The organism is Dyadobacter sp. 3J3, assembly GCF_009801115.1.
Classification (GTDB): Bacteria; Bacteroidota; Bacteroidia; order Cytophagales; family Spirosomataceae; genus Dyadobacter.
In genome coordinates this window covers 578,974-604,323 of record NZ_VTOL01000002.1, presented here as the reverse complement: position 1 = coordinate 604,323, position 25,350 = coordinate 578,974, and the positions used below count along the sequence as shown (strand labels likewise).

Here is a 25,350-nt window from a genome sequence, read left to right as displayed (position 1 = left end):
GCCTTTTTTTTATTTGGTAATAGGCTTCCAGAAACCTTTCTTCAAAAATACCCATCTAGCGGTAACCTGCATTTTTCATCATACCATATATATAGCCAAAACGTGCTATACCAGAATCAATAACGGCCTTAATCGCTTGGCTGTCCTGAGCATCCAGTTTAGCTACCAATACGTTTCCAAGTTGGTTAAGCAATTACGTTCCAATCCTGGGCTGCAAAATATTGAGCGGTTTGTTTACCTATTCCAGATGAAGCACCAGTTTTAAAATTACTTTTTTTATGATTTTTAATTTGATTATTTTAATTACAAATTTCAGAAAAAAGGTTGGCGTTAGATATGTTTAAAAGCTCATTATCCTTATCTTCAATTAGTTATCATTTTTCTTCCAACCTTTGATATTTCTATTCAGGATAATTGCTAGCACCGGTGCGGCGAATCGGTGAGGATCATATAACCCGATTACAAGGTAATAAACATGCCCCGATCCGCTACTTCTCCGCAGCACGCTTTACTACTAATTGAGCGTCGGCAGATGCTGCAAATGCTCCTGCTTCTTCATTGCTTACATGCATCCATTGTATCATTCAGCTCGTTCAATCTGTCATCAGTTACAGCATAAATCCTGTTGATTTTTGCTTTTAGGATAATATCAACTAGTTGATCCGCAACTCTCTTTTCCATTTTTCTGGCGGTTTAATTAATAATTAGCATGTTTAACATTTACTTCTTTCAAGATTATGTTTAAGGGCATCTTTCAATTCAAAAATCCTTAACCGAGCTTATACAGTGCGATATTGGAAAGTAGCGATTCAAACTTTCCAGTGTATTTTAGTACTACTGGTTATCTTAACTTTGACTTTTAAATAACTCAATTAGACAAGTTTATTTTAAAGTAATATAATCAATTATAACACCAAAATATAACATATTGATTATAAGTATTTTGTAAATTAATCAAACGATTATTCGTAATGTTATTTCAATTTTACACGAAGCTGTATTCATATTTCGCTAGCTTATTCCGCATTGTTTTGCATTGATGTAATATTTAAAAAAGTTAAAATTATGTCCGCTTGGAGTGAGAGCATTACAAAGAATTTCAGTTACATTACATGAATCCAGGTGGTTAATGAATAATGTATAAAAAAATCAAAGCCCTGCAAATCGATTATTTACAGGGATTTTGTTTTTTGAAAATGCATCAAAATATGCAATAATTCTCAATATGTTGGTGAGTAAATCAAGAGTCATGGACTTCGAAATAATGACTAACCAGAATGCGTTTAATTTATTGTATATCAGCTTGTTTGCCTCGTATACATCTTGTTTTTTTTGTGCTGCAAACCTACTTTTGTTCACTTAAAAAAAGTAAGTTATGCTTAGTAAAACATTCACATTACTGTGCTATTTTAAAAAGCCAAAAAATTATGTAAATTGTAAAATGCCAATTTATATGCGTTTTACCGTTGACAGAAAACGCATTGAAATAGCTACAAAACGCGAGATTGTGAGCCTAATAAATGGAATGTGTTGTCAGGAAGAAAGGTAGGTCAGAAAAAAGATGTCCGTGCGCTTAATGCTTTTTTAGATTCCTTGCAAACAAAGGTTTATGAAGCTCAGCGCAATCTTGTCGATGCCGTTAAACCTGTTACCGGGTTATTTCATCTTATGCATTTTACCTCAAACATAAACGGAATATCTCGCACAATACTACTATGAAGTATCTGGTCTATTTCAAAAAAATAGTCTTGATCTGTTTAAAAAATGGATGGATTGTCCGTGATCTGTTTTTTGCTTTCAGCATGTCAAAACAGGAAGTAGATCGTAGACCGCTGGATGAAAACGAATTAAAAGCAATCGAAACAAAAGAATTTCCAAACGAAAGGTTGAGAAAGGTAAGGGACATATTTTTGTTCTGTTGTTAAATCCAAGGTCGAAAGATAGTATATTTTTATACTGCACATCGCTAACGGCTGTTGTGGTAATAAAAATCAGCGTAACCGTGTATTGAACCACTACCAAAACACGTCTGAATGCTCCTTGGTTAATTCTTTGAGCGGTGAAAAATTTCCGAGAGCCTTGATCGGGTTGACTGTGGAAAAGAATAGCAAGGCTAGCCATGATCCAAAGCATAGTTATTGTACCGGTATCCAACCTACCAAGTGCATATTTTTTGACAATAACCGCTTTATTACTTTTGACAGAAACATAATGAAATATGGATCAGTCAGAAGAAATGTTCCTTTAAATAAAAATTTGATTATTAGCCTTGTAAAAACCGGGATAATATTTTAAATTTAATTGAAGAAAAGATATAATATCCTGTTCAGCAGATTCTGACATTTGGCATCAAGTCTGCTAACTCCAATTTATCATAGGTAATACGCAGATTTTAAATATTAACTGTTTTAGTTTCTATTAAAAAGTAACGTTTCTACTGGCAGACTTAAATATGTTGAATAAATGGGGAAAAAAAATAAACAAATTTGGATAACTATATTTTTTTTTCTTCCTCTGATAAGCCAGGCCCAACCAACAAAACTTAGTCCGGAGAAACAACTTCTCTTCCTCCAGCTTAGTTTAAATTATTATACCGTAGTTAAGGAAGGTAGGGTAAATCAGGATAGTAGTCTACTGTTGGTCAGCCGAAAAAATAAAATAAGCAGATCGCCGGTTATCATAGATGATCTGGATAACCAATTACTTTCCATAGATAACAAATGGGTAGACTCAAGGCAAACGAAAATTGCTACTTCAAAATTATCTATGGTTCAAGGCTTAGATCATCTTAAGTTACTTGTCATCTTAGGGGCATACTATGCCTTTCAGCCTGGTTATCGTCAAATGGACAGAGACAGTGCACAGTATTTTTTAACAAAAGCTAAAATTGAAAGTGAATCGTTACATTCAACATTCTGGTTAAACTATACTCTTTGTTTGCTGGGTAAAAACTATTTTAAGGAAAACCGGGTAAAGGAGGGAACTGACTGTTTTAAAACAGTTATCATTAAAAGTCACAAATCTGGTGACAAGAAAATGGAAGCAAAGGCATGGGACATGCAAGGTACGTATATTCCGCCAGGTGCCGCCACCATGAGATTAAAAGTAAATAGCATTGAAAAGGCTAATGAAATTTACAAGCTGACGGGCCAGGCAGCCAGGCAAATTAATAGTCAGATGAATTTAAGTTATCTGTATTTTCTATTAAAAAATCTAAATGGCGCTAAAAACAGTGCACTAGTGGCGCTGTCTTTGCAAAGGAAACTCGGTTTTCCTTATCTCCATTATACTTATGATATTTTGTCACTCATCGACATTATTTCAGGAAATGAGCATAATGCTCTTGAATATGAATTGAAAACAATTAAATCCTCTCTCGCGACCAAAGACAGTTTGGGATTGCCATATTTTTATACAAAAATGGGTCATATCAAAGGCGGTCGCCAGACAACTGCATATGAATTTTCAGACTATTGGCTAAAGAAAGCAATGGTAATATTCAGTAAAAACCGTGATCAGGATATTTATTTGGCGTTAATTAATCACACGGACAATTTAAATGCAAGTGGTAAGTCAATTCAAGCGATTAACCTTTTAAGACACATGCTGAAAGACATTCCTCCAGCCAGCGACCGGATCAAAAATATGGTTTATCAAGCGTTTGCAGATACTTATCACACCTTAAAGAATTACCGATTAGCAGAAAAATATTATATCCTGACTGACGAGATCCAGGAAAGAGATAGCCTCATCACGAAGAATATACGAGCATCTCAGATCAAATACACGATAGGGATGTTCTATTTTGAAAACAAGAAATATAGCAAAGCTGAAAGCTATTTAAAAAAATATTTAGAACTGCCTGGGCCAAAGGATGAAGGAATTTCTGCATTATCAGATGTTCATATGGCATTATATAAAATCGACTCTTTAAATGGAAATTACAAATCTGCATCTGCGAACCTTTATAAGCACATTACTTTTAAAAATAAATATACTAGTACTAATGATGCAAAAAGTATCGCCGAGCTGAAATTACAGGTTCTGATGATCCAGAAGGAAAAGGACTTACAAATTCTCGAGGCTAAAAGTGCTTTGCAGATTCAACAGGCTAGAAATTTGAGAATTTTTATTATTGTCGGTCTCTCCATAGCCATCTTAATTATTAGCTTATTATACAACCGGTATTATATTAACAGAAAGCAAAGCAAGGAGATAGATAAAAAAAATGTACAGTTATTGGATGTGATAAAAGAAAAAAATGAGCTGCTATTATCTAAGGAATGGTTGCTTAAAGAAGTTCATCACCGTGTAAAAAATAACTTACATACCGTTATATGTCTTTTAGAATCACAGGCTGGTTATTTGGAAAATGATGCTTTAAAAGCTCTGGAAATCAGTCAGCATCGCATTTATGCGATGTCGCTAATCCATCAAAAATTATATCAGTCCGAAGACATCAAAACCGTTGACATGTCAGTATTTCTTCCTGAGTTCGTAGGCTATCTTCGCGATAGTTTTGATACTGGAAATAGAATAAGGTTTGAACTCGATGTTGATTCTATTAAGCTGGGAGTATCCTATGCCGTACCGCTTTCATTAATAATTAACGAGGCTGTTACTAATTCAATAAAATATGCTTTTCCTAACGGAAAAAGAGGGATTGTTTTAATTAGTTTAAAAGAATTTGACGATCAGGTTAGCTTAAAAATTTCTGATAATGGTATTGGTATCCCTGTCGAGCAATTAGGCGATTCATCATCTACACTTGGACTAAAATTATTGAGAGGCTTATCCGAAGATATCAAAGCAGATTGTCAAATTGAAAACTATAATGGTACTACAATTACCATTGGCTTTAAAATAGACGAGTTACTGTATGTTGCCGATATCTAGTAAAGTTTTTACAATATGATGGAAGGAGTTTTTGGTGAGAAGATATGCCAATCAAATCCAAATCAACTTTGGCTAGGCTGATCAAATTGTAATGATTAGTTGCGGAACGGGTATGGTAAGTATTTGCCGCAGTTCATGAAATGGCTTATTTTGGGCATGTTATGCCTTCGGCGAATGCTTTATGAAGTGTGTCCGCTGGCGATACTGATTAAAATAATCGCCATTACTAGTAGCGTGATAACTGCATACAAACGGTCTCTCTGCAATGCAAAAATGAAAAAAGAAAGTAAGACCCTCATAACCGGGGTCGTAATAAGTATGATAATGCCTACGTTAATCAATGCTTTGCTTTGCAATTTGATCGCGGCCCAAAATATGTCCGGAACAGATATTCTATGTGCGGTGAATGTGGAAAATTCGCTGACATCCCCGCTGTGTTTTGTTAGAAAGGCGATCCCGCCGATCATCATAAAGAAGAGCGACATTATAACTCCAGATCTTAGCGTTAAGCTCGTCAAGCGTTGCAGGCGGTCGGTATTTGGACTTTTCATTTAATATGGATTTTTAAGCCGTTATAAATCATCTGCATAGCAAGCAGAGATACAACGCCTGCAAATAGCAGACGAAGCAATTGAGGTGAATTTATCTTGGTCAGCAATTTAGCTCCTGTTAAAGACCCGAAAACTACACCTATACCCACAGGCATGGCAATTACGGGATCCATATAACCGCGCTGAAAATAAATAACAGCGCTGGCAGCAGCGGTCACACCTATCATGAAATTGCTGGTAGTTGTAGAAACTTTAAATGGGACGTTCATCACGGTGTCCATGGCAAATACTTTCAAGGCACCTGAGCCAATTCCTAATAATCCTGACACGACGCCTGCAAATAACATGGAAATGAAGCCTCCTATAACATTTTTGATAGTGTAGGGTATAATTTGATCGCTATTAACGTAAGAGCCATTCAATTTTAAAAGTTGAGCCATCTTTGAGAGTTCCTGGCAAGGCACATCTTTCTTTTTGCGTAAGGACATTACCGATGAGAAGATCAAGATGGTACCGATCATAACTGGGATAATGTGGGCAGGGACATATACGGAATAAAGTGCACCGACGATCGCGCCGATTGTTGTTGCGATCTCTAGGAACATTGCCAGACGGAGATTGGTGACATCTTCTCGGATGCGTGCCGCTCCCGCGCCGGATGAAGTAGCGATAACTGATATTAGCGAAGCGCCAACCGCATAGTGGATATTGACATGTAAAAATAGGGTTAGTAAAGGGATAATAATAAAACCTCCCCCTAGCCCGGTCATTGAGCCGATAAGACCGGCAAAATAGGCCCCGATCAAAATTGACAGTGTAAGTATCAGAATGCTCATAACGGATATGCAATAGAATGGTTAACAATAAAACTAGTAATACCTAAGGCTTTTGTATGGAGCCTCTAAAAATTGCTGTTGAAGTCACAGTATTAAATTGTTTCCAGATTTTGATCGCTCATTTGCTGGGTAGCTCGTCTGTGATCGCGATTAACAGATCCCTTTTGAGATGTCGCAACCTCGCGGATTTACGACCCGGATTAAATGCATCCCGCTAAATGTAAATGTGAGGATGGATCGGTGTTTGTTCCGCCTAATCGGTTTCATTTTTCAAATTATTACGTTTCTAATATTTTATGAGACTTCCAACGCTAATCCCGCATCATGTGGTGATCTGTAAATACTTCAATCTAAGTACCGTTATTTATTTGTTTGTTTGGTAATGAATAACTTTCACGAGATCAAATTCTAATCAGTCCCTGACTATCGTTATTAGTTATTTGATAGTAAGTCGATCCAGAAAGCGTAATTTTTAATATATAGGTTTGGATTTGCTAAAACGTTTTTGTTAAAATTCTGTAAATAGGTTCAAGAACCAGGTAAGCAATGAATAGAGAGCTCAGAGTGAGCAGGCTTCCGGCAGGTAATGAATGCCGGCACCCTTATGCAATGCATAAATCATAGTGGAAACGGTTATCGCGGACAATGGAAAACTTACAGACCTCCAGGTCACCTTGAACGGACATGAAAGGGGAATCAAAAAAATCTTACTGCCTAGGACCAGTCCAAAAAAAAAGGTTGAAATACAACAGGCTACTCGCAACAATATTTAATTCGCCATTCAGCTGAAAATATACGGTAAAGGCCAGTGCCAGCGGTGCTGTTAAAATTAAATGAGCAGGCTGTGCTGCAACAGGAGCAGGTGCTTGAAAAATGAGCCTAGATAGTATGATTTTCGACAGGACGATAGAGAATATACTGCCGATGCCAAACGCCATCAAAGAGAATTCATAGATGCCGATTACTGGTAATTGATTGCCGATGATCGGAATATTTAAGGTAACTGCGATGGGCAGTATCCAAACAGGCATCGTATGTTCCGGCTCCTGACGTTCATCTAGCCGATTTCTTGATATATAACTTGCAAATAAAAGCATTAACAATACACCTATATACCATATCCCGATAGCCAGGCGTGGCATTTGAGATGATAATAAGCCAGTAAGTAGCAATAGACAAATAATATAGGTGGCAAAAAACCAGATGGACGCGGGCGACCTGAACTCGGCGATCACCAACGACCGCAATCTTATGAATTTTAAAAGGTAACAAACCGACAGTAGAATAAACGAAACAATCGCGACGTAGCCAGTCACATCTGCAATAACTCTGCTAACTTTCCACAGCTGTGCAGCACGATGCCAGGCGAAACTAAGGCCACATAAACCCATTACGCTACCGAAAATACTTACGGGCATAAATTCAATAAATGATTCTCGGATAGGTGTTGTCATAGTCAGAAGGTTGATGTGTGAAATAAGAAGATGTTTTTTATTTAGAATATAGTTTATCGTGCTGTTAACTATTTCTATGCCATTAGCTAATACGTTGTATATGAGAGTTTTATGTAATTTAAAATAAAATTATATTAGCGGTATTACGAGAATTTTTACAAGTTATTGATATATCAATAACTGACGAGTCTATACTTAATCAGTGGCATGTAGGTAGGGCTTTGATATTTAGCTAATTCACAATCGCAATACCCTTTAGCAGCTTGAATATTTTGCGTTATTATTTGGTTTAAGGATTATCTCGGTGGGCACAAGCCCCAGCGATGGTGACTATTGTTTTTTTTAGCTTTTTTTTTCAAGCCTTTCAATCGCTCAGGCACCGGAGTTAAAAAAAATACTTCAAACAGGGATTTTAAGGTTTGGTGCCATTATCCAAATTCAGCTAGATCCACTAGCAGTATATTGAGGGTTACTAAATTGATCATTAACACATGGTATTTTCCAAATGCAGATATCATACAGGTAGCAGATACTTTCTGAAATGGTTATTATCCGTTCATTGATTACGCGACCGGCGGAAGCATTGATGGAATGATCACTGCGGCTGCACATAGTGTGGCGTATATCGATAAGCGAACTATCGTCATCCCTGGACATGGGCCGATCGGCAATCAAGAGCAACTTATTCAATTTCACGACATGCTGGCCACGATCCGTGAAAGTGAAGCCAGTTAAAAAAAGGTGGAAGAGATTTGAAAGGAGTTATCGCCGCCAAACCAACTGCTTCTTTTGATCCCAAATTCGGCGGCTTTGTTATTAAAGTTGACTTTTTTACCAAATTAGTATTCGCAGGTGTATAGGACCAAGCAAATAATATTCCCAAGTTTTAAGGGATCAATAGTTATGGAAAATTTGAATAAAGTGGCTTGTTTGGCCAAACGTAATCCATGCTAATTGCCAGAGTTGCAGTTCGAGTTTGCTCGCAGATAATTGTTCCTTAAATGGATATATATATCTTTACGGTGTGTTTGTTCTATTACAATAAATAAGCGCGCCACAGAAAAAATGGTTTTCAAGCGTGGAATTTTAATTCTTATTGGTCTCGTGCTTAAAGACTCGAAAACCAATGATAGAAATAGCCAGTTGAAAGCTGGTAAACGTTAATAGAGCAATAGCCCACCCATATGGCACCAGGGCGCCGAAAAGGAGGCTGCCTATGCCAAAGCCCATAAAAAGCATAAAAACATTTAACCCCATTGCCTGTCCAGGCTGGTGTTTTCCAAAATCGCTCACGATGCCTGCGAGTAGAGGCTGACTAAGGTCATAGCCCAACGACAAGGTGGTAATAAAAATGCAGGCCAGCCAAATCGGAATATGTAAAGGAAGTAATCCAACGCTTATCGCACTGATTAAAAAGCCTATCGGCAATAAACGACTTCTCCCATTTCTATCTGCTGCTTTTCCAATCACCGGGCCAAAGAAAAAACCAGGTAGACCATACCCCATTAGCGCCAGCCCGATTTGCATTTCAGTTAGATGGTAATTGTCTTTTAGGTAAAGCCCCAGCCAAGTGAACACCCCGGAATGGAATACTCCATTGCAAAAGACATAAAAGTAGGTCCTCAAGCCGCGCCTTTGCGCCAGCAGTCTGTAATATCCATTAACAATCTTATTTATGGTCAGGCCACTAGTCATTTGCTTTGGGAAACGCAACTGTTTAATCGTCAATTTAAGAAGAATGAGAACGATCGTTGCAAGAATGGCAAGTCCTACAAATAATAACCGCCAGCCGGTATGCGGCGCCATAGCAACACCTAGTGTGGAACCAGTAGCGGCACCTCCTGCCATAGCCCCGAACAGCAACCCAAGAGGCCTGCCCCTTTCTTCAAAAGTAAACAACCTACCAGTCAATGCCACGGAAATCGGAATAACACCACTTGAGCCGACTCCGGTGAGAAAACGCCAGAATATAAACTGATTAATGTCTGCGGCCGTCGCTGTTAGGAATGATATTGAGATGAATGCTAGCAGCGACGCCGTAATGATGCTGGTTGGCAGGAAGCGATCAGCCAGTAATCCGAAAAACAATGTCGAAACGGCATATGGGATTAGGTAAGCCGGTATAAGTATTCCCGTAAATTGTTGAGATACCTTAAAAATTTCTGATAAGGAGGGAATTAACGGAGCGATCATGTATGCTTGAAAGAATATGATAAATGTTGCAGATGCAAGTAGCCAAAGTAACTTTTCTCGGCTGTTATCAGCCAGGCCGGGAATGGAAACATTTTTCGTCATGACGCTTAGGACATTTAATGGTTTGAAGTCTCGGTATACTGCCAGAACCTAATGGCAATTGAGAAATATTTTATCAACTAAAATAAATTATTATACCTTTTATTAATCAATTGATAATAAATTGATTATGCGAGAATGGAGCAGTATCAACTATTGCTATTTCGTTATTTAACCAGTGTTTGGTGAATAACGGTTTCTAGAGTTCGGATTAGGAATGTTTATTAAGGCAATTTGAGATTATCATTTCTATTACAAATTTCACGAAGCCGCAAATTTTCTTGCCACGCACATTGCATTATAATTTACGCCTCCAGTGAATAAACATCTGTGTAAACAATGATCAAAACGACATTGATGATATTTAGATAATTCCCTCCTGTAAAGTGATATTTCGCATCTTTGATTTTTTTATTAAAATTATAATTAACTGATAGTCAGCCATTTTTACAATGGCACTAACTTAGTTAAAGTTTGGAGTGCATATTGTTAGATGGGACTGGATTACCCGGAAAAGAAGTGCTGGATATTTACATAAAAGTTAAAATCAAAAGCAATGGAAACACAAAACAAAAATGATGACGTGGTTATTCCACCATTTGATCAGGATCTCATCCTTTCAGTAGAAGTCAGGGAATTTCTTAAAGTACTAAATGGGCCGGGAAGCGTTCCGATAGAATCGCTCCCGCCGCTAGAAGCACGCAAAGTACTGGAGAAGGCGCAGCTTTCTGTGGAGATCGACATGTCTGGCGTTGAGGAATCGGAATATACTATTAATGCTGATGGCTACGAGGTCCTTTTAAATATAGTACGTCCTGAAGGTGTAGAAGATGTTTTGCCTGTATTCATTTTTATTCACGGTGGTGGCTGGCTTTTAGGTGATTACCCGACGCATAAAAGAATGGTCCGTGACTTGGTGGTACTGTCTGGTGTTGCAGGCGTGTTTGTTAATTACACAAGAACGCCTGATGCAGCATATCCCCGTGCTATCAATGAAATTTATGCTGCTACTAAGTGGGTCGCTGAAAATGGTCCTGAGATCAACGTTGACGGCAAACGCATGGCAGTCGTAGGGAACAGTGTTGGCGGGAATATGACTGCGGTCACGACTTTAAAAGCGAAGGAAAATAATGGTCAGGAAATTAAACTTCAGATCCTGATGTGGCCGATACTAGATGCTGATTTTACAACTTTTTCTTATAAGCGTTTTGGAAAGGACCGCTTCCTGACCACACCGTTAATGAAATGGTTCTACGACATGTACATTCCTGATCCCAAAGACCGGAATGTGATATATGCATCACCGTTACAGGCAACAAAAGAGCAATTGACAGGACTGCCTCATGCACTTATCCAGGTCGCCGAAAATGATGTGTTGCGCGATGAAGGTGAAGCTTATGGCCGGAAGCTAGATGAGGCCGGAGTAAGAACGACAGTTGTACGCTATAATGGTATGATCCACGATTTTGGTTTACTTAATCCTCTTGCCTATATCCATCCTACACGTTCCCTGTTTGAACATGCAGCTGCTGAGCTTAAAAATCACCTTTTTAAGGCAGATGATAAGCTTGGCAATTAATATCCAACGTAACCAAAATTATAGATATGAAAAAGTTATTCACTTCAATTTCTAAGCTGGTCCAGATTATCACAGGCACAGCACTTTTGGTGACATTAAACGCCTTCGACGCAAGATCGCAAGTAAAGTATTATGCCACGGATGAACATCTTAGACCGGCAGTTAAAACTTTTCTTAAAACGCTGAATACCGGTAGTCCGGGGTTAGAAACGCTTACACCTGTGCAGCACGACATGCATTGGTCGATGTCCAAAAAGCTTATAAAGTAGATATGTCTGGCGTTACCATATCCGAAAAGACGATTCAAGCCGAAGGGAAGAATATTCAATTGAGTATTGTTCGCCCGAATGGCTTAAAGGGAAACCTGCCAGTCTTTTTTTACATACATGGTGGTGGTTGGGTATTAGGGGACTTTCCTACACATCAGCATATGGTGAGGAATCTTGCTGTTCTTTCAGGTTGCGCCGGCGTTTTTGTCGACTATGAGCGTACACCAGATGCTGCTTACCCAACGCAGATCGACCAGATCTATGCGGCTACTAAATGGGTTGCGGCACGGGGTGGCGAGATAAATGTGGACGGGCAAAAGCTGGCAGTGGTTGGTAATAGCGTGGGAGGTAACATGACCGCTGTTACAGCGATCAAGGCTAAGGAAAATAACGGAACTCATATAAGTTTGCAGATTATGATGTGGCCGATCCTCGACCATAATTTCGAAACTGAATCTTACCGCGCATTTGGCGACCAGCGATTCCTTACAACGCCATTAATGAAATGGATGTATAACATGTATATAGCTGATGAGAGCAAAAGAGATGACATTCATGCCTCTCCAGTAAAGGCAACAAGTGAACAACGGTCTTCCACCAACGCTGATTCAAGTAGCTGAGAATGATGTTTTGCGCGATGATGGTGAAACTTACGGCCGTCTATTAGAACAAGCAAGGCTGCCGGTTACCACGGTTCGCTATAATGGCGTTATACACGATTGGGGCCTGCTTAACCGGATTGGCCGATCTGCCGCAGACCAAATCTCTGTTCATCCAAGCTGCCGCTGAAATGCGGAAATATCTAAAGTAATTAAATGGAAATTCATCATTACAACAAGTTGATTTGGATAAAAGATGAAAACATTATCCTTAATTGCCCGCATATTGTTGGGCCTGATATATTTCATATTCGGATTTAATTTCTTTCTCAATTTTATTCCCATGAAACATCCGCCAATGGGGAAAGAAGGTGATGCCTCTTTACAAGGGCTGATCGGCTCCGGCTACTTCTTTCAGTTTTTAAAGACTGTAGAAATATTAGGGAGACTCTTTTTACTGATCAATCGCTACACCACTTTCTTTTTGCTAATGCTCTTACCGGTGACAGTAAACATCTTTTTATTTCACACAATTCTGGCTCCTTCCGGAGTGCCCATAGCCGTTGGCATGCTGATATTAAATGTTTTCTTATGTATTTCATATTTTAAATATTACGCCAGCGTTTTCACCGCAAGACCTGAGATCCTTGGTCCGGACAAGACTTAAGGAAATGGATCGTTTTTGGTAGTTAAGTTTGATTGCTCGCTAATGCGTTTGCAATGTTTTATTTTAACTACTGAAATGTGTTTATTCGGTTTCTTTAGATAAAAAAACAGGGATAAGTTTCTTGATAGCATAGCATTCAATTTTTTAATTAATAAAATTATGAGTGCATCACGTAAAAATCAAGATGTAAATTGAGTAAACGGGTTGTAGTACACTGCTTTATGAGCCTTTAGGTGAGCAATTATTTTGCCGATATATATTGCTCACCTAATTTTTGTGAAAAACTGAATATTTTGATACAATCGCGGCAAAGAAAAAGCCCGTAAATGGTTAATTTACAGGCTTTTGATTGCTTTTGATTATCTTACTTGTAGAGAGGAAGAGATTCGAACTTATGCTAAAACTAAGTTCAATATAAAATACTTATGTTCTGTATATCAGTACTTTAATAAATTTATATACAAGCAAAGTTACATAAACATAAATAGAATTAACCGAAAAAAGAGTGTATATTTGAGTGTAATTTAAATTTGCACTCACAATGAGCAACCAAGTTTTTGAAATCAAAAGAAACGTCTATTTCTTTATGGAGCAGCGCAAAGGTGCAGATGGTGAAATTATCGAGACGAACGTCCCAATACGGATGTCTGTTTCCTTTGGCAAAAAAAGGATAATTTTCTTTGCAGGATCACGCATTGATGCAATAAAATGGGAAGGTTACATCCCGACGAAAATAAGGAAAACGACAGACAAGAAACCAAGCGAATTGAAGCAGCGTGTTAAAAATAACACGACACACGCCAAAGGGCAAACCGCCAAAGATATTAACGACAAGCTTTCAAAGCTTGAAAGCGGGATGCATACCTTTTTTAAAACCTGGGAAGTACGTGAAGCGTACCCGGAGCCATCCGATGTCAAAGCTGAATTTTCGCGCCTTATTAATAACCGAGCGGTAAAAGTAGATACTTTCTTTGGTGCGTTTGATGATTTTGTAAAAACAGTAGGCCGGGAAAATGATTGGGGACTTGAAACATTTACAAAATTTACATCGCTTAAAAATCACCTGTTAGGATTTGATAAGGCCTTAACCTTTGAGAAGTTTAATGCTAATCGGATGCTCGACTATATCAATTTCTTAAAGGTTAAGCAGGGGAATAGAAACACGACAATTGCCAAAAATATTGACTTTGTTAAATGGTTTTTGAAGTGGGCCGCAAAGAACGAACACCCCGTTAGTAAATCAGCACTTGATTATAAGTTGAAATTGAAGGGTACGGACGGGTCGCTTAAAAAAGTAGTGTTTCTAACCATTGAAGAATTGAAGCATCTTAACGCCTTAAATATCCCAGACACAAAGGGTTATTTGCAACGAGTACGGGACGTATTTGTTTTTTGCTGTTTTACTGGATTGCGGTACTCAGATGCGTACGCTTTAAAGCGTACAGATGTAAAGGATGGCTACATAACATTTGTCACTCAGAAAACATCCAGCCTTTTAAAAGTTGAGCTTAATAAATATTCCAAAGCGATACTGGATAAATACGAAGATGTTCCTTTCGAAAAGAATAAAGCTTTGCCAGTTATAACAAATCAGAAAATGAACGAATATCTTAAAGAGCTGGGAGAATTGGCCGGTTTTTCTTCATCGGAAACAATCGTTTATTTTCGAGGTAATGAACGCGTTGAGGAAACTCACCCAAAACATGCTCTTTTATCAACTCATTGCGCCCGGAAGACATTTGTTACTAATCTTATTTATATGGGCGTGTCAGACCACGTAATTAGGCAATGGACGGGCCACAGAGATTCAAAGAGCTTTGATGTATACCACAAGATGGTTGATGAGATAAAAGAACGTGAAATGTCAAAATTCGATAATATATGACTACGCGACCATTGCCAGGCAGTTACCTCCACTTTCTTTCATCTTTCCGGTTTTTAGGGGATCGTACTATTATTAATCCTCAATTTGTGAAAAATGAAGTATTCAGGAAAATTGGGATAGAGGAGTTTGAGTCAACTTATGAAGCGACTTCACGTATAATGTTATTGCAACCTGGTACTAAATTTATGGGTTGCGTCCTCGAGCTTCAGGCGGTTTTATATCAGTTACCAGATGAAGCCCGGAGGGTTACGTATGTGAAATCGATTATTAGAGATTTAGCATCAAAAACCTTAAAATATTTCAATTATCAATACGATTCCGAGAGCTATCGCACAATTGAAAATGAAATTGCACCAACTGAATACCAGAACAAAGGCGGTAAAGAAGCTACTGAGATTATTAATAAGTATACCAAGGGAGAAGAATTGAGTACGAAATATGAATCTTACGTGGTTTTGTGCTTAAACCTAAGGCAACAATTTTTGTGGCAACTTGACGCACTATGTCTTGAATTTGAAATTGATTTAGAATCAATTCAGAAAGAAATTAGGATTCAAATACAAAAAAGAGATTGGTCAGTACTTTCATACTATGGACATGATAAGCCGATGATGAAGAAGGTACCAGGAGCGCAAACTAAACTCGAATCGTATTTTAGAACAAATGCCAAAGAGCTAATTGCGTTTGTGAAGGAGCAATATGAAAGCGAACACTTGAATAAACCTGCAAAGAGCACTCCCTTAATTCTCGCATTAAATCCATATCTAACATTCGATTTGTTCCAAAAGGGTGATAAGATAAAGTTCATTAGTGCACTTTCTAAAGAAATTGCACCTAACCAAAGTAATCCCTTTGGCACTGTCCAAGGGATTGGTAAAGTTATAGATGATATGAATACCGGAAAAACAGATATCAGGGTTGAACAGTTTTTGATAAAAATTAAAAGTTATTTGCCTGGTATTTAATACATTAATAAGTAGTTTATTTTAAAGTTTCAACAACGAAAATTTGCGCAAAAAACGAAAATAATCTAAGTATCACTTTTGTATCGAACAAAACGAAACAAATATGATACATTCAATAACTTCTGAAACACCAATTTTTCAATTGTCCGTAGGTCAATTCATTGACCTGATGGCGAAGAAAGACCAATCAACCATTTCCGCTCCGACCGCGAAAGAAAAGCGATACGTATACGGATTAGCGGGATTATGTAAAATCCTTGGTTGTTCCCATCCTACAGCCCAGCGTATAAAAGACTCAGGAAGAATTCCCTTCACTCAGGTGGGACGCAAGCTCATTTTCGATGCTGATGCGGTCTTAGCCGCATTGAATCACCCCGCACCGTTGAAGCCTCACCGTTATGCTAAATCTGGCCTATAAAACTACATAATGAAAATTCCGAACTCGACGAAAGCCCGGAATTTTGACATGCTTTTAATCGAATAGAAATGAATGCTGCAAAAGTACAGACGCATAAAGAACTATCCAACTTACCGCCGAAAAGTATAAGGATTCGAGCACCAAATTGGAATTCCGATATTGAAAAGTTAATCCCGAAAATAAATGAATTAGACAAATGTAGAATTAAACTTTCGGAGCAGTTAGTACCGCCCAAGGTAGCAATATTCATGGCAAGAGGCGACCACCTTGTACCTATAAGTTCACTCGGAAACCTCACAACTATTATAGGGAAACCAAAATCAAGAAAATCTTTCCTTATAACTATGTTAGTCGCGGCGGCTTTAAAACCCGGAGGTGTTGGACCATTTAGGGGAGCCTTGCCAGAAGGAAAGAAACGAGTAGCAGTTTTTGACACGGAGCAAGGCCGTTACCATGTTCAAAAAATGGCAAAAAGGATTTGTGGATTGACAGGTGATCCAGACCCGAAGTATTTGGAAGTTTATTCGTTGAGGAAATATAGCCCGAAGGAAAGAGTCGCAATCATTCGGGATTACATATATAATACCGACGACCTAGGGTTAATTGTCATTGACGGGATCAGAGATTTAATGCGTGATGTGAATGACCCAGGCGAATCAATGGATTTAGTTTCTTTACTATTGAAGTGGTCTGATGAACGGCAAATTCACATTCTTAATGTTTTACACCAAAACAAGGGCGACGGCAATGCCAGAGGCCACTTAGGAGGTGAAATGGTCAATCGGTCTGAGTTTACCCTTTCAGTTGCAATTGACACCCGCAACCCGGATTACTCAATTACAAAAACTGAATTTGGCAGAGAGATACATCCAGATCCAATTACATTCACCATTGATGAAAGTGGGTTGCCGGTCGTCGTTTCTGATTTTCATGTAATGTCTGATACAAAGGCTAAAAAGCCGGAAGATGTAGAAACAGATGAGCACTTAGATATTTTGGCTGAAGTTTTTGGGAAAATCGAAAAACCGAAATACAAACAACTTTGTGATCTCCTCGAATCAGAATTTCGGCAACGTGGATTCACCTTTGGGAAAACAAAAATATCAGCTCTTCCAAAATGGTACCAAGAACAAGATTGGATCAAGTTGGAAGGTACACCCGGAACACGCCATAGTTACTACAACTATAATAATCTACTAGCGTAACCTTACTACTTCACTACTCCCCCCTATTATATAGGGGGGGAGTTATAGTAGTAGTAATGTAGAGTTACCAAAATAGGATGAAGTAGTAAAGCAGTGCTGTAAAGTAGTAAAACCATAACAGTAAACTAAAAATGAAATCACCCCTTGATACCATAGTCACATTGTTTAATAAAGTCACAGATAAAAATCCTGTTGATAAATGTTTATTAGAGATTATTGAAGGATTTAAAAATACATCTGCGATTAAAAAGGTCAGAAGCGAAGGTGCAGAAAAGGCAAAAGTATTACCAGCTTTTACCGTATCGTGCAATTTAGGGCCGGATGGGAAACCGGTAGACTTAACAGGCATAATTTGCTTGGATTTCGACCTCAAACAGAACGGTCATATTGCGAATTGGCTGTACGTCAAAGAAGTTTTGATTTCGGCACCGTTTGCAGCCTTTGTGAGTTTATCTGCATCGGGAAATGGATACTTTATGTTTGTCCCAGTATTACACCCTGAAAGGCATAGCGAATACTTTCGAGCTTTAAGCCAATTGTTCGCTAACATAGGAATTGTGATTGACCCGTCAGGAAAAGACATTACCCGGCGAAGATTTGCGTCATTCGATCCAGATCCGTACATAAACCACAACGCTGAAACTTTTAAAGTAACACTTGAACCGGAAAAGCGAATAAGTGTCATGAAGCCAGCGCATGACCTGGAACAATCAATACTTTGGGTTGAGACAGCTATACAGCAAATTGAACTCAGAGAAATTGATTTAACGCCCACTTACGAAAAATGGCTTAATGTCGGATTTGCCTTTGCAGCGGAATTTGATGAAGAGGGGCGCAAATACTTTCACCAGATAAGCCAGTTTCATCCTAATTACTCATTCGAGCAATGCGATGAACAATATGACAGGTGTGTAAGTCGTGACCATCGCAATGGCATAACGATAGCTACCTTTTATGATTTGTGCAGTAAGAATGAAATTAATATTAAGAGCTTAATAGATTTCAATCACCTTTTAACAAACTAAGTAGGAAGAACATGGAAAAACAAAATACACATTCACCTGACAGAACAGAAATAGCATTGCGTATGCTTCAAATAATTGTTTTGGCATCGAATCCTAGGCAGCCAGCAGTTTCAATGCTTATGCTTCAACAATCAATTCGAACCGCTGACAAATTCATAGAACTATTACAAACTAAAAAATCAAATGAAATACTCTAAAACTATCGTCAATAGAATTTGCCAGTTGATTGAATCAGACAGCTACACTATAACGGAAATCTGCAAGATAGTTGGAATTTCAAAAAGTACCTATCATGAGTGGGCTAAGAAATCGGACTTTTCGGATCTATTAGCCTCAAAAAGAAGTGACTTTGAGGATTTGCTTGTGGTTGAGGCAAAACGTAGCCTGATGAAGAAAATTAGAGGCTACACAGCCACGGAAATTAAAACGGTGACGGTGCCCTCAAAAGTTGATGGCGAACCCGTCATGGTCAAAGAAAAGATCCTAACGGAGAAACAGGTTGCGCCGGACACCGTTGCCCTCATATTTCTATTAACCAATAAGGCTCCAGAAGAGTACAAGCACCGCCAAACTGTGGAAGCAAAGATTGAGAACCGTATCGGTCAGTTAAGCGACTCCCAAATAAATAAAGTGATTGATCAAGTATTAAATAGTAATTCAGATGGAAATTAAAAATGAAGCATTCAGGGATTTAAAACCCGGCTCACCCGAACATCGGGCGGTTGTAGTAGAGGCACTGCGAAACAATAATGTGGATCACCTGAAAGCACTAAGAGGACGTTCAGGAAAAACGATCAGGATTGTTACAAACTGGTTTTTTTATAACCTGATTACTAAAGATAATATCAGGCCGGACGTAGTAATAATCTTTGCGCCGGAAACGCGGGAACAAATGGAAACTTTTTTAAACAAATAATAAATATGGAAATCGAAGATCAAGCAAGCATCGATGATAATGAAATCGATAAAATTATTCAATTAAGCCATGCAACGGGCAATACAAAGCCAGCATCGGCATTACCACCTTTGACTGAGACAGAAAAGGAGATGGACAGAGTTATTAAATTTAGTATTGGAAATTAACATTTAAACTAGAATAAATATGGAAACGAAAAAATTAATAAAGGAAGATAAAAACCTCTTAAATGCCATTTCTGGCGATCTGGGACAGTTTAGGCCCTTACTGACAGAAATGCGTACCGCATTCGAAACTTTAAACCTTGGAGCTTTTTCAGCAGAAATATTTGAAGTTATTAAGCTTAACCCTCGTGATATAATCCAACGCTCCGATGCAGCAACTGAAGCAGAGCTGAATCAATCGGGTATTAAAAATGCTGCATTACGTAAAATTGCCTCAGAATCAGCAGAAAACGATTTGGAACGTTTCAAAAAAGCGGTGTCTCAATTAAAATCATTTACGCCCAAAACTTATTCCAGAGAAGTCGGTTTAAGCCTTGAGTTTATTAATTTTGACGAGGAAGATTTCAAAGCAGACAGGGAGGCTATTGCTGAAAAATATGCTCGGTACTATCTTGAGCCGGGTAAAGCAACTGACCTATGGCTCGAACTTGAAACTATTGCTACTGGTTACAACTCAATATTTGAAAAGCTTAAAAAAATCGGGGGGAATTACCAAAATACTTTCGCAATTCTTGATTATTTTTATGTTCGGGATGAAAAAGGCAAATTGATACCGAATATAGAAACTGTTTCCGGTATTGCGTACCAGCTTAATAAGAAGAAAGCAACCGCGTAATAATTTTCTTGAAATTAAAGAAGTCTAATTCATCGCTGCGATGAATTAGACTTTTGTTTATTCTTAGGTTTGATAAAAAAACTGTACGGTAAATCTTTATTATTACTGCTTCAAATATGTATGATAGGCAACTCCTTTGGGGTTTCTTACAAGAGTCCCTGAATTTTCAAGGTTAAAATTTGATACTATCTCTTTCTTTGTCGATTTGTCAACAGACTTTAAAGAAACAGCTTTATCAGTTATTGCATAAATTCCTTCACTATCATAGGATCGTATTTGACCGTTCCGGGTAGAATAAATTTCAAAGTTCGTATTATCCTTGAAATTTATAACCTGATAGCATACTCCGCCGTAAATAGCTTCTGCAACTATATCAGCAGTTTGCCACTTAGATTCAAAAAAAATGTTATTTACAACTTTGGGTTCAGGGTCACTTTTTGAGCAAGATAATGAAACGAACAGAATAACGGCAAAAAATAGGTAGGTAAAATTCTTCATGTTAGAGGATTGATTTTATTAAGTACCGTGAATACGGATTGTATAAAGATAGCAGTTCAAGGTGTGGTCCGAAGGATTAAATATAAATGATTAGCGCATTGTCCATTCTTCCAGGCTCTTTTTATATGTGTAAAAGATTCGTTATCAAATAATTATAGGTCTATCGCACTTTGAAGCATTATTCTAAGTATGTGAATATTATTATTTAACGGTTGTAAAATACGTGTCGATTTAACTATTATTGACCGAACCTTTAATAATACTTAAATGCCTGATCCGATTAAGTGCCCGAAATGTTCTTCAACACAAATATCCTCACAGCAAAAAGGCTACAGTACTGGAAAAGCAGCCGCCGGAGTTATTTTAACCGGTGGGGTTGGTTTGCTGGCTGGGCTACATGGGAGTAGTGATATAAATGTTTTTTGTCTTAATTGTGGTAATAAATGGAATCCAAAAACTTATTTTCAACAGAAAGAAAGAGAAAGAACTCAGGCAGCAGCGGTATACAAAGAAAAATGGAAGAATAACTTTTATAGGTTGTATGAATCGGGAAATATGGATGAAGCTACTGAAATATTGAAAATACAGCGTGGTGCCATGCTTAATGAAATTGGGGTAGATAAAATCTATTCGAAACTTAAATCAGAGGACAATTTTGGATTGGTTTTAAAAATTATTCTGTTTAGTTTGATGGCAGCGATGATTATTTGGTTTCTATCCTGCATAGATTAAATCAAAAAAGAAAACCCCGAACACTTATGTTCAGGGCTTTTCTGAGTGTAAAAACGAGTGCAAATTATGCAACTATCTGATTGTCAATACATTTTGTAGAGAGGAAGAGATTCGAACTCTCGATACAGTCACCCGCATACACACTTTCCAGGCGTGCTCCTTCAACCACTCGGACACCTCTCTTTGTTTTAATCAGGGTGCAAAGTTAGCTTTTCTAATCTAATAAACAAATGAAATTAGCTAATGACAATTATTGTCAAGCCGTTTATTTCCGGGTCATTTGGCAGTTTGCTGATAATTAAAAAGTTATCTGATTTAAGAGGTAGCATTCATTAATAAATAAATGAATAGGCAAGAATCAATCTGCAAAACGTTCTTATGCTATCTTGTCCGGTTCAAAATATTAAAAATTTAGCAGGTATTTAAGGGGAAGGCAAAGGGGTAACTTCAATTACACAAATTATATCTTCCGTTTATAGGCGAAAATCATCTTTTCCATTTCATTATTTTTATTCTTCTCTTCCAGAATTACTTCCAGATTTTCGTTTGTCAGCTGATAAATGAGTCTTAGGGATTTGTCTTTAGCTTCAAAAACTGCCTTATTTTTAGAAATTGAAACGAGAGGATATTCCAATGGAGAATTTTTATCTTCCCAACCAATACTACCCGGATTGAAATGACGTAATTTCATGATGGGAATATCGTCAATCTGTTCAATGACAACAAATTCGTAAAAAACAACCTTTCCATCCTTCACACACCGGTAACTGGATATAAGCGAATTGCCCATAGGCGGCCCCCAGAATTCCTCCATATCTCCCCATTCATGCTTCATCACCCATGTACCCGACATAAAGGCCAGGTCGTTGATAGAGGCTTTGAATTCCTGAGCATAGGTATTAAATGATAGTAATAGCAGTACCAGTAGTTTTGTTTTCATAAATACGGATCAATTATTTTTCATCGGGAGCGGCCTGGGCCATTTCCCGAATGGATGCCCATCCTATGGGACTGCCTTTGTATCGAATATAAATCACCATTGCCCGGCCTCGTGCAAATGAAATCGGGCCGCCATTTTTCGGTGTAACCTTAATCGTAAATATACCTTATTCAATCGCTGTGTCACCATTGAATAAGGTATTTTCTATATGGTTTCCTACAAATTCCATTTTGGTCGTTTTGAATGTTTCTTCAAGGCCTTTAAGCATCGGATCCCGGCCTTTATACAATTATTTCCACCAAAAGCCTTGATCACTTTTGGATGATGCAAAGAAGTGATGGCTGAGATATCGCCCCTGCCAAAAGCAGAACGTATTGCTTCGGTAGTTTTATCAATGTTTTTTGATCCTGTTTTAAATTATTTCGGTGACTGGACGTACTATTAATTTGAACTAAGATAAATGCAAAGCCTAACACCAGGATTTTCATAAGTTCATTTTAATTTTAGCAATCGTTGTAAATCAAATCATCAAAAATTGATTTATCTCAAACGACGATCACTTAACAAGAAATGAGAAAATACTTTGACCATTGCCGTGATTGAATTGACGAACTGCAATGTTGAAGGATTATTTAATTCCCAGGTAAACGAAAAGAGCCCACAAGCTTTTGAAAGTATGCAGGCTCTCCGCCGGGTATTGTTATCGCTTTATTTTTCTAAAACTACCTTGGTACTTGACTTCCCAACTTTGAGTATGTAGGTTCCGCTGGACATTTCATCTGTCTTGAAAGTATGCAAGCCGGAGCCCTCTTTTTCTATTAATTTTTGTCCTTGTAAATTATAAAGAGCCGCAGGACTATTAATATCAGAACTTTCCAAAATAAAATCACCTTTGGCAGGATTTGGATAAACTTTTAAAGTATTCATTTCCCAATCGACATAGATCATTCTGGAATAAGCCGAAGTGCCGTCATAATCAATTTGTTTCAATCTGTAATAGTTGTCAGGGAGCGGATTAACATCGGTAAATTGGTAATTGTTGCTGGATTTAGAATTGCCCTTTCCATCCAGGGTTGCTATCGATATAAAACTTTTTGCATCACTGCTTCTTTCTATCTCAAATCCGGAATTATTTGTTTCAGATGTTGTTGACCAAAAGATGAGATTTCCCTTTTCTGTTTTTTTAGCTGAAAAGTTTACCAGAGTCACAGGAAGAGGTGTATTCGAAAAGTTATATATATCGCTCAGCAGACCTAATGATGATGCAACGGTATTGTTAACCTGAACACGATATGCCCCATCATCCGTTACGGTAAACGTACTATCTCCTGTTTTATATAGTAGCACCTGTCCGTTTCTGAACCAGAAATATTGATTTTTTGATAGTGTTCCACCCGCTGTGACTGACAAAGTTTTACCATTTCGGTTTATCTTTAATTGCGTTTTTTGCGGGGCATAACCATCCAGTTTGGGAGCATTGGACTCTATTCCGTTGAATGTGAAATAATTATTGTCAATATAAATTGTTCCACTGTCCGGGATATTGGAAAAGTCAGGCACTGTACCACTTAACTGGTTATCATTTAGATACAAAGATGTCAGTTTTGGGAGTTTGGTAATAGATGAAGGAATATTTCCCGCCAAACTATTTTGAAACAAGTATAAACTTTCAAGCGCCGTCAACTTACCAAGATCATAGGGGATTTCTCCTGCTAACTGATTGTTCCCCAGGTTCAAAATAGTCAGTTTTGTCAGGTTTCCAAGTTCAGAAGGAATTGTTCCACTCAACTGATTGCCATAAAAATATAGTTCCTGAAGGTTTGCCAGGTTTCCAAGGGTTGATGGAATGCTTCCTTTGAGTCTGTTACCGGAAAACCACAAATGGACTAATGTTTTAAGGTTACCGATTTCGGCAGGGATAAGGCCGCCAAGCAAGTTATTTGTTAGAAATAAATTTTCAATACTCGCAAGATTCGCAAATGATGCGGGTATAGAACCTGTAAATATATTATCACTAAGATTTATCTCACGAAGAGTATTCATATAACCCAATGAATCAGGCAAATCTCCTGTTAACCTGTTACCTCGCAGTTCTAAATATTGCAGTTGTTTTAGATTTCCTATGGCATTGGAAAGACTTCCTGTTAATTGGTTACTGGTCAAGTCAAGCGTTTGCAATGAAGGCATGTTATACAAGGAGACCGGAATAGAACCACTCAACTGATTATTTGATAGAGAAAGGCGCCTGACATTTGCCCAATAAGCGAATTTCGGGGGGATATTACCGGTAAGCTGATTGGCACTCAACTCAATAATCTCTAATTTTGAAAGAGTACTTAACTCTGACGGAATTGTTCCTGACAATTTATTTACTGACAGACCGAGATATTTAAGTTCAGTAAATTCTCCATTTTCTATCGGTATCGTTCCTGACAAATTATTGTTTGTCAGATTAATTTCTGTGACTCTGCCTCCTTCACAGGTTATTCCCCACCAGCCGCACGGACTTCCCGGAGTGTTCCAATTTGTACTGTTAGTCCACTGAGGCCCGTTGGTTGCGTTGTACAACTTAACAAGTGCAGTACGATCTGCTTCCAACGATTGAGCATTTACTTGAAAGTAAAATAAAGTAAGGGTAAGTAATAAAATTTTTTTCACTGAATGAACTGATATGAGGGGTTGGAAATTAAGTTAAAAACAACTTCAATGTTGCATGACAAACATAGTACAATTTGAATGTAACTTATAGGCGCAAATGTAACATTAGCAGTCTTTTTTTGATT

Annotated in this window: 26 protein-coding genes and 1 tRNA gene; 17 read left to right on the top strand and 10 right to left on the bottom strand. The window is 37.9% G+C overall.

What is annotated here, in order from left to right; all coding sequences use genetic code 11:
• Positions 1-55: 55 nt before the first annotated feature.
• Entirely contained in the window at positions 56-193 is a 138-nt protein-coding gene (locus FZF08_RS06425) for a hypothetical protein (protein WP_159467799.1), read from the bottom strand.
• Between the two features lie 362 nt (positions 194-555).
• Entirely contained in the window at positions 556-681 is a 126-nt protein-coding gene (locus FZF08_RS32035; RefSeq protein ID WP_255463422.1) for a hypothetical protein, read from the bottom strand.
• Between the two features lie 977 nt (positions 682-1,658).
• Here FZF08_RS32035 and FZF08_RS32270 point away from each other — a divergent pair.
• Both FZF08_RS32270 and FZF08_RS06415 read left to right on the top strand, forming a co-directional pair.
• The gene (locus FZF08_RS32270) at positions 1,659-1,925 is read left to right on the top strand and encodes a phage integrase SAM-like domain-containing protein (RefSeq protein WP_159467888.1); all 267 of its coding nucleotides are present in this window, start codon (positions 1,659-1,661) and stop codon (positions 1,923-1,925) included.
• Positions 1,926-2,463: 538 nt separating this feature from the next.
• Positions 2,464-4,896, top strand: a complete 2,433-nt coding sequence (locus FZF08_RS06415) for a sensor histidine kinase (RefSeq protein WP_159467798.1) — start codon at positions 2,464-2,466, stop codon at positions 4,894-4,896.
• A gap of 179 nt (positions 4,897-5,075) precedes the next feature.
• On the opposite strand, the gene FZF08_RS06410 is transcribed toward FZF08_RS06415, so the two are convergent.
• The 4 genes from FZF08_RS06410 to FZF08_RS06395 all read right to left on the bottom strand — a co-directional run bounded on the left by FZF08_RS06410 (position 5,076) and on the right by FZF08_RS06395 (position 10,032).
• Positions 5,076-5,447, bottom strand: coding sequence for a DUF1634 domain-containing protein (locus tag FZF08_RS06410; RefSeq protein ID WP_159467797.1), 372 nt, complete (start codon positions 5,445-5,447; stop codon positions 5,076-5,078).
• On the bottom strand, positions 5,444-6,283 hold the full coding sequence (locus FZF08_RS06405) for a sulfite exporter TauE/SafE family protein (protein WP_159467796.1): 840 nt from the start codon (positions 6,281-6,283) through the stop codon (positions 5,444-5,446). The genes FZF08_RS06410 and FZF08_RS06405 overlap by 4 nt, the downstream gene beginning before the upstream one ends.
• 707 nt (positions 6,284-6,990) lie before the next feature.
• Complete coding sequence (locus FZF08_RS06400) at positions 6,991-7,737, bottom strand: hypothetical protein (RefSeq protein WP_159467795.1); 747 nt, start codon at positions 7,735-7,737, stop codon at positions 6,991-6,993.
• Positions 7,738-8,823: 1,086 nt separating this feature from the next.
• Positions 8,824-10,032 carry an MFS transporter gene (locus tag FZF08_RS06395; protein ID WP_159467794.1) on the bottom strand — a complete coding sequence of 403 codons (1,209 nt, stop codon included), beginning with the start codon at positions 10,030-10,032 and terminating at the stop codon, positions 8,824-8,826.
• Positions 10,033-10,585: 553 nt separating this feature from the next.
• Between FZF08_RS06395 and FZF08_RS06390 the strand changes: the two genes are divergently transcribed.
• The 14 genes from FZF08_RS06390 (at position 10,586) to FZF08_RS06335 (ending at position 20,397) form a co-directional block, all read left to right on the top strand.
• A complete protein-coding gene (locus tag FZF08_RS06390; RefSeq protein WP_159467793.1) occupies positions 10,586-11,608 on the top strand; it encodes an alpha/beta hydrolase in 1,023 nt (340 codons plus the stop codon).
• Between the two features lie 26 nt (positions 11,609-11,634).
• Positions 11,635-11,877, top strand: a complete 243-nt coding sequence (locus FZF08_RS31710; RefSeq protein ID WP_229216435.1) for a hypothetical protein — start codon at positions 11,635-11,637, stop codon at positions 11,875-11,877.
• 2 nt (positions 11,878-11,879) lie between these two features.
• Entirely contained in the window at positions 11,880-12,497 is a 618-nt protein-coding gene (locus FZF08_RS06385) for an alpha/beta hydrolase (RefSeq protein ID WP_255463420.1), read from the top strand.
• Positions 12,457-12,666 carry an alpha/beta hydrolase fold domain-containing protein gene (locus FZF08_RS32030; RefSeq protein WP_255463419.1) on the top strand — a complete coding sequence of 70 codons (210 nt, stop codon included), beginning with the start codon at positions 12,457-12,459 and terminating at the stop codon, positions 12,664-12,666. The genes FZF08_RS06385 and FZF08_RS32030 overlap by 41 nt, the downstream gene beginning before the upstream one ends.
• Before the next feature lie 153 nt (positions 12,667-12,819).
• The gene (locus FZF08_RS06380) at positions 12,820-13,143 is read left to right on the top strand and encodes a hypothetical protein (RefSeq protein ID WP_159467792.1); all 324 of its coding nucleotides are present in this window, start codon (positions 12,820-12,822) and stop codon (positions 13,141-13,143) included.
• A 541-nt stretch (positions 13,144-13,684) separates the two neighbouring features.
• A complete protein-coding gene (locus tag FZF08_RS06375; RefSeq protein ID WP_159467791.1) occupies positions 13,685-15,028 on the top strand; it encodes a site-specific integrase in 1,344 nt (447 codons plus the stop codon).
• The gene (locus FZF08_RS06370; RefSeq protein WP_159467790.1) at positions 15,025-15,993 is read left to right on the top strand and encodes a hypothetical protein; all 969 of its coding nucleotides are present in this window, start codon (positions 15,025-15,027) and stop codon (positions 15,991-15,993) included. The genes FZF08_RS06375 and FZF08_RS06370 overlap by 4 nt, the downstream gene beginning before the upstream one ends.
• A gap of 103 nt (positions 15,994-16,096) precedes the next feature.
• Positions 16,097-16,411 (top strand): DUF3853 family protein, encoded by a 315-nt coding sequence (locus FZF08_RS06365; protein WP_159467789.1) that lies wholly within the window; start codon positions 16,097-16,099, stop codon positions 16,409-16,411.
• A gap of 68 nt (positions 16,412-16,479) precedes the next feature.
• Positions 16,480-17,616, top strand: coding sequence for an AAA family ATPase (locus FZF08_RS06360; protein WP_159467788.1), 1,137 nt, complete (start codon positions 16,480-16,482; stop codon positions 17,614-17,616).
• A 131-nt stretch (positions 17,617-17,747) separates the two neighbouring features.
• Positions 17,748-18,641, top strand: coding sequence for a PriCT-2 domain-containing protein (locus FZF08_RS06355; protein WP_159467787.1), 894 nt, complete (start codon positions 17,748-17,750; stop codon positions 18,639-18,641).
• A 183-nt stretch (positions 18,642-18,824) separates the two neighbouring features.
• Positions 18,825-19,313 (top strand): phBC6A51 family helix-turn-helix protein, encoded by a 489-nt coding sequence (locus tag FZF08_RS06350; protein ID WP_159467786.1) that lies wholly within the window; start codon positions 18,825-18,827, stop codon positions 19,311-19,313.
• Entirely contained in the window at positions 19,303-19,557 is a 255-nt protein-coding gene (locus FZF08_RS06345; protein ID WP_159467785.1) for a hypothetical protein, read from the top strand. Before FZF08_RS06350 ends, FZF08_RS06345 begins: the two co-directional genes overlap by 11 nt.
• Positions 19,558-19,562: 5 nt before the next feature.
• Positions 19,563-19,724, top strand: a complete 162-nt coding sequence (locus tag FZF08_RS06340) for a hypothetical protein (RefSeq protein WP_159467784.1) — start codon at positions 19,563-19,565, stop codon at positions 19,722-19,724.
• A gap of 19 nt (positions 19,725-19,743) precedes the next feature.
• Positions 19,744-20,397, top strand: a complete 654-nt coding sequence (locus FZF08_RS06335; protein WP_159467783.1) for a hypothetical protein — start codon at positions 19,744-19,746, stop codon at positions 20,395-20,397.
• Positions 20,398-20,499: 102 nt separating this feature from the next.
• Here the strand turns inward: FZF08_RS06335 and FZF08_RS06330 are convergent, their stop codons facing one another.
• Positions 20,500-20,895 carry a hypothetical protein gene (locus tag FZF08_RS06330; protein WP_159467782.1) on the bottom strand — a complete coding sequence of 132 codons (396 nt, stop codon included), beginning with the start codon at positions 20,893-20,895 and terminating at the stop codon, positions 20,500-20,502.
• 267 nt (positions 20,896-21,162) lie between these two features.
• Here FZF08_RS06330 and FZF08_RS06325 point away from each other — a divergent pair, with 267 nt between their 5' ends.
• The gene (locus FZF08_RS06325) at positions 21,163-21,627 is read left to right on the top strand and encodes a hypothetical protein (protein WP_159467781.1); all 465 of its coding nucleotides are present in this window, start codon (positions 21,163-21,165) and stop codon (positions 21,625-21,627) included.
• Positions 21,628-21,723: 96 nt separating this feature from the next.
• Here the strand turns inward: FZF08_RS06325 and FZF08_RS06320 are convergent.
• The 3 genes from FZF08_RS06320 to FZF08_RS06310 form a co-directional block, all read right to left on the bottom strand.
• A tRNA-Ser gene (locus FZF08_RS06320) sits at positions 21,724-21,810 on the bottom strand.
• A gap of 277 nt (positions 21,811-22,087) precedes the next feature.
• Positions 22,088-22,567: a DUF6265 family protein gene (locus FZF08_RS06315; protein ID WP_159467780.1), complete on the bottom strand. Its 480-nt coding sequence runs from the start codon at positions 22,565-22,567 to the stop codon at positions 22,088-22,090.
• A gap of 708 nt (positions 22,568-23,275) precedes the next feature.
• Positions 23,276-25,225 carry a leucine-rich repeat domain-containing protein gene (locus FZF08_RS06310; protein WP_159467779.1) on the bottom strand — a complete coding sequence of 650 codons (1,950 nt, stop codon included), beginning with the start codon at positions 25,223-25,225 and terminating at the stop codon, positions 23,276-23,278.
• Between the last annotated feature and the right edge of the window lie 125 nt (positions 25,226-25,350).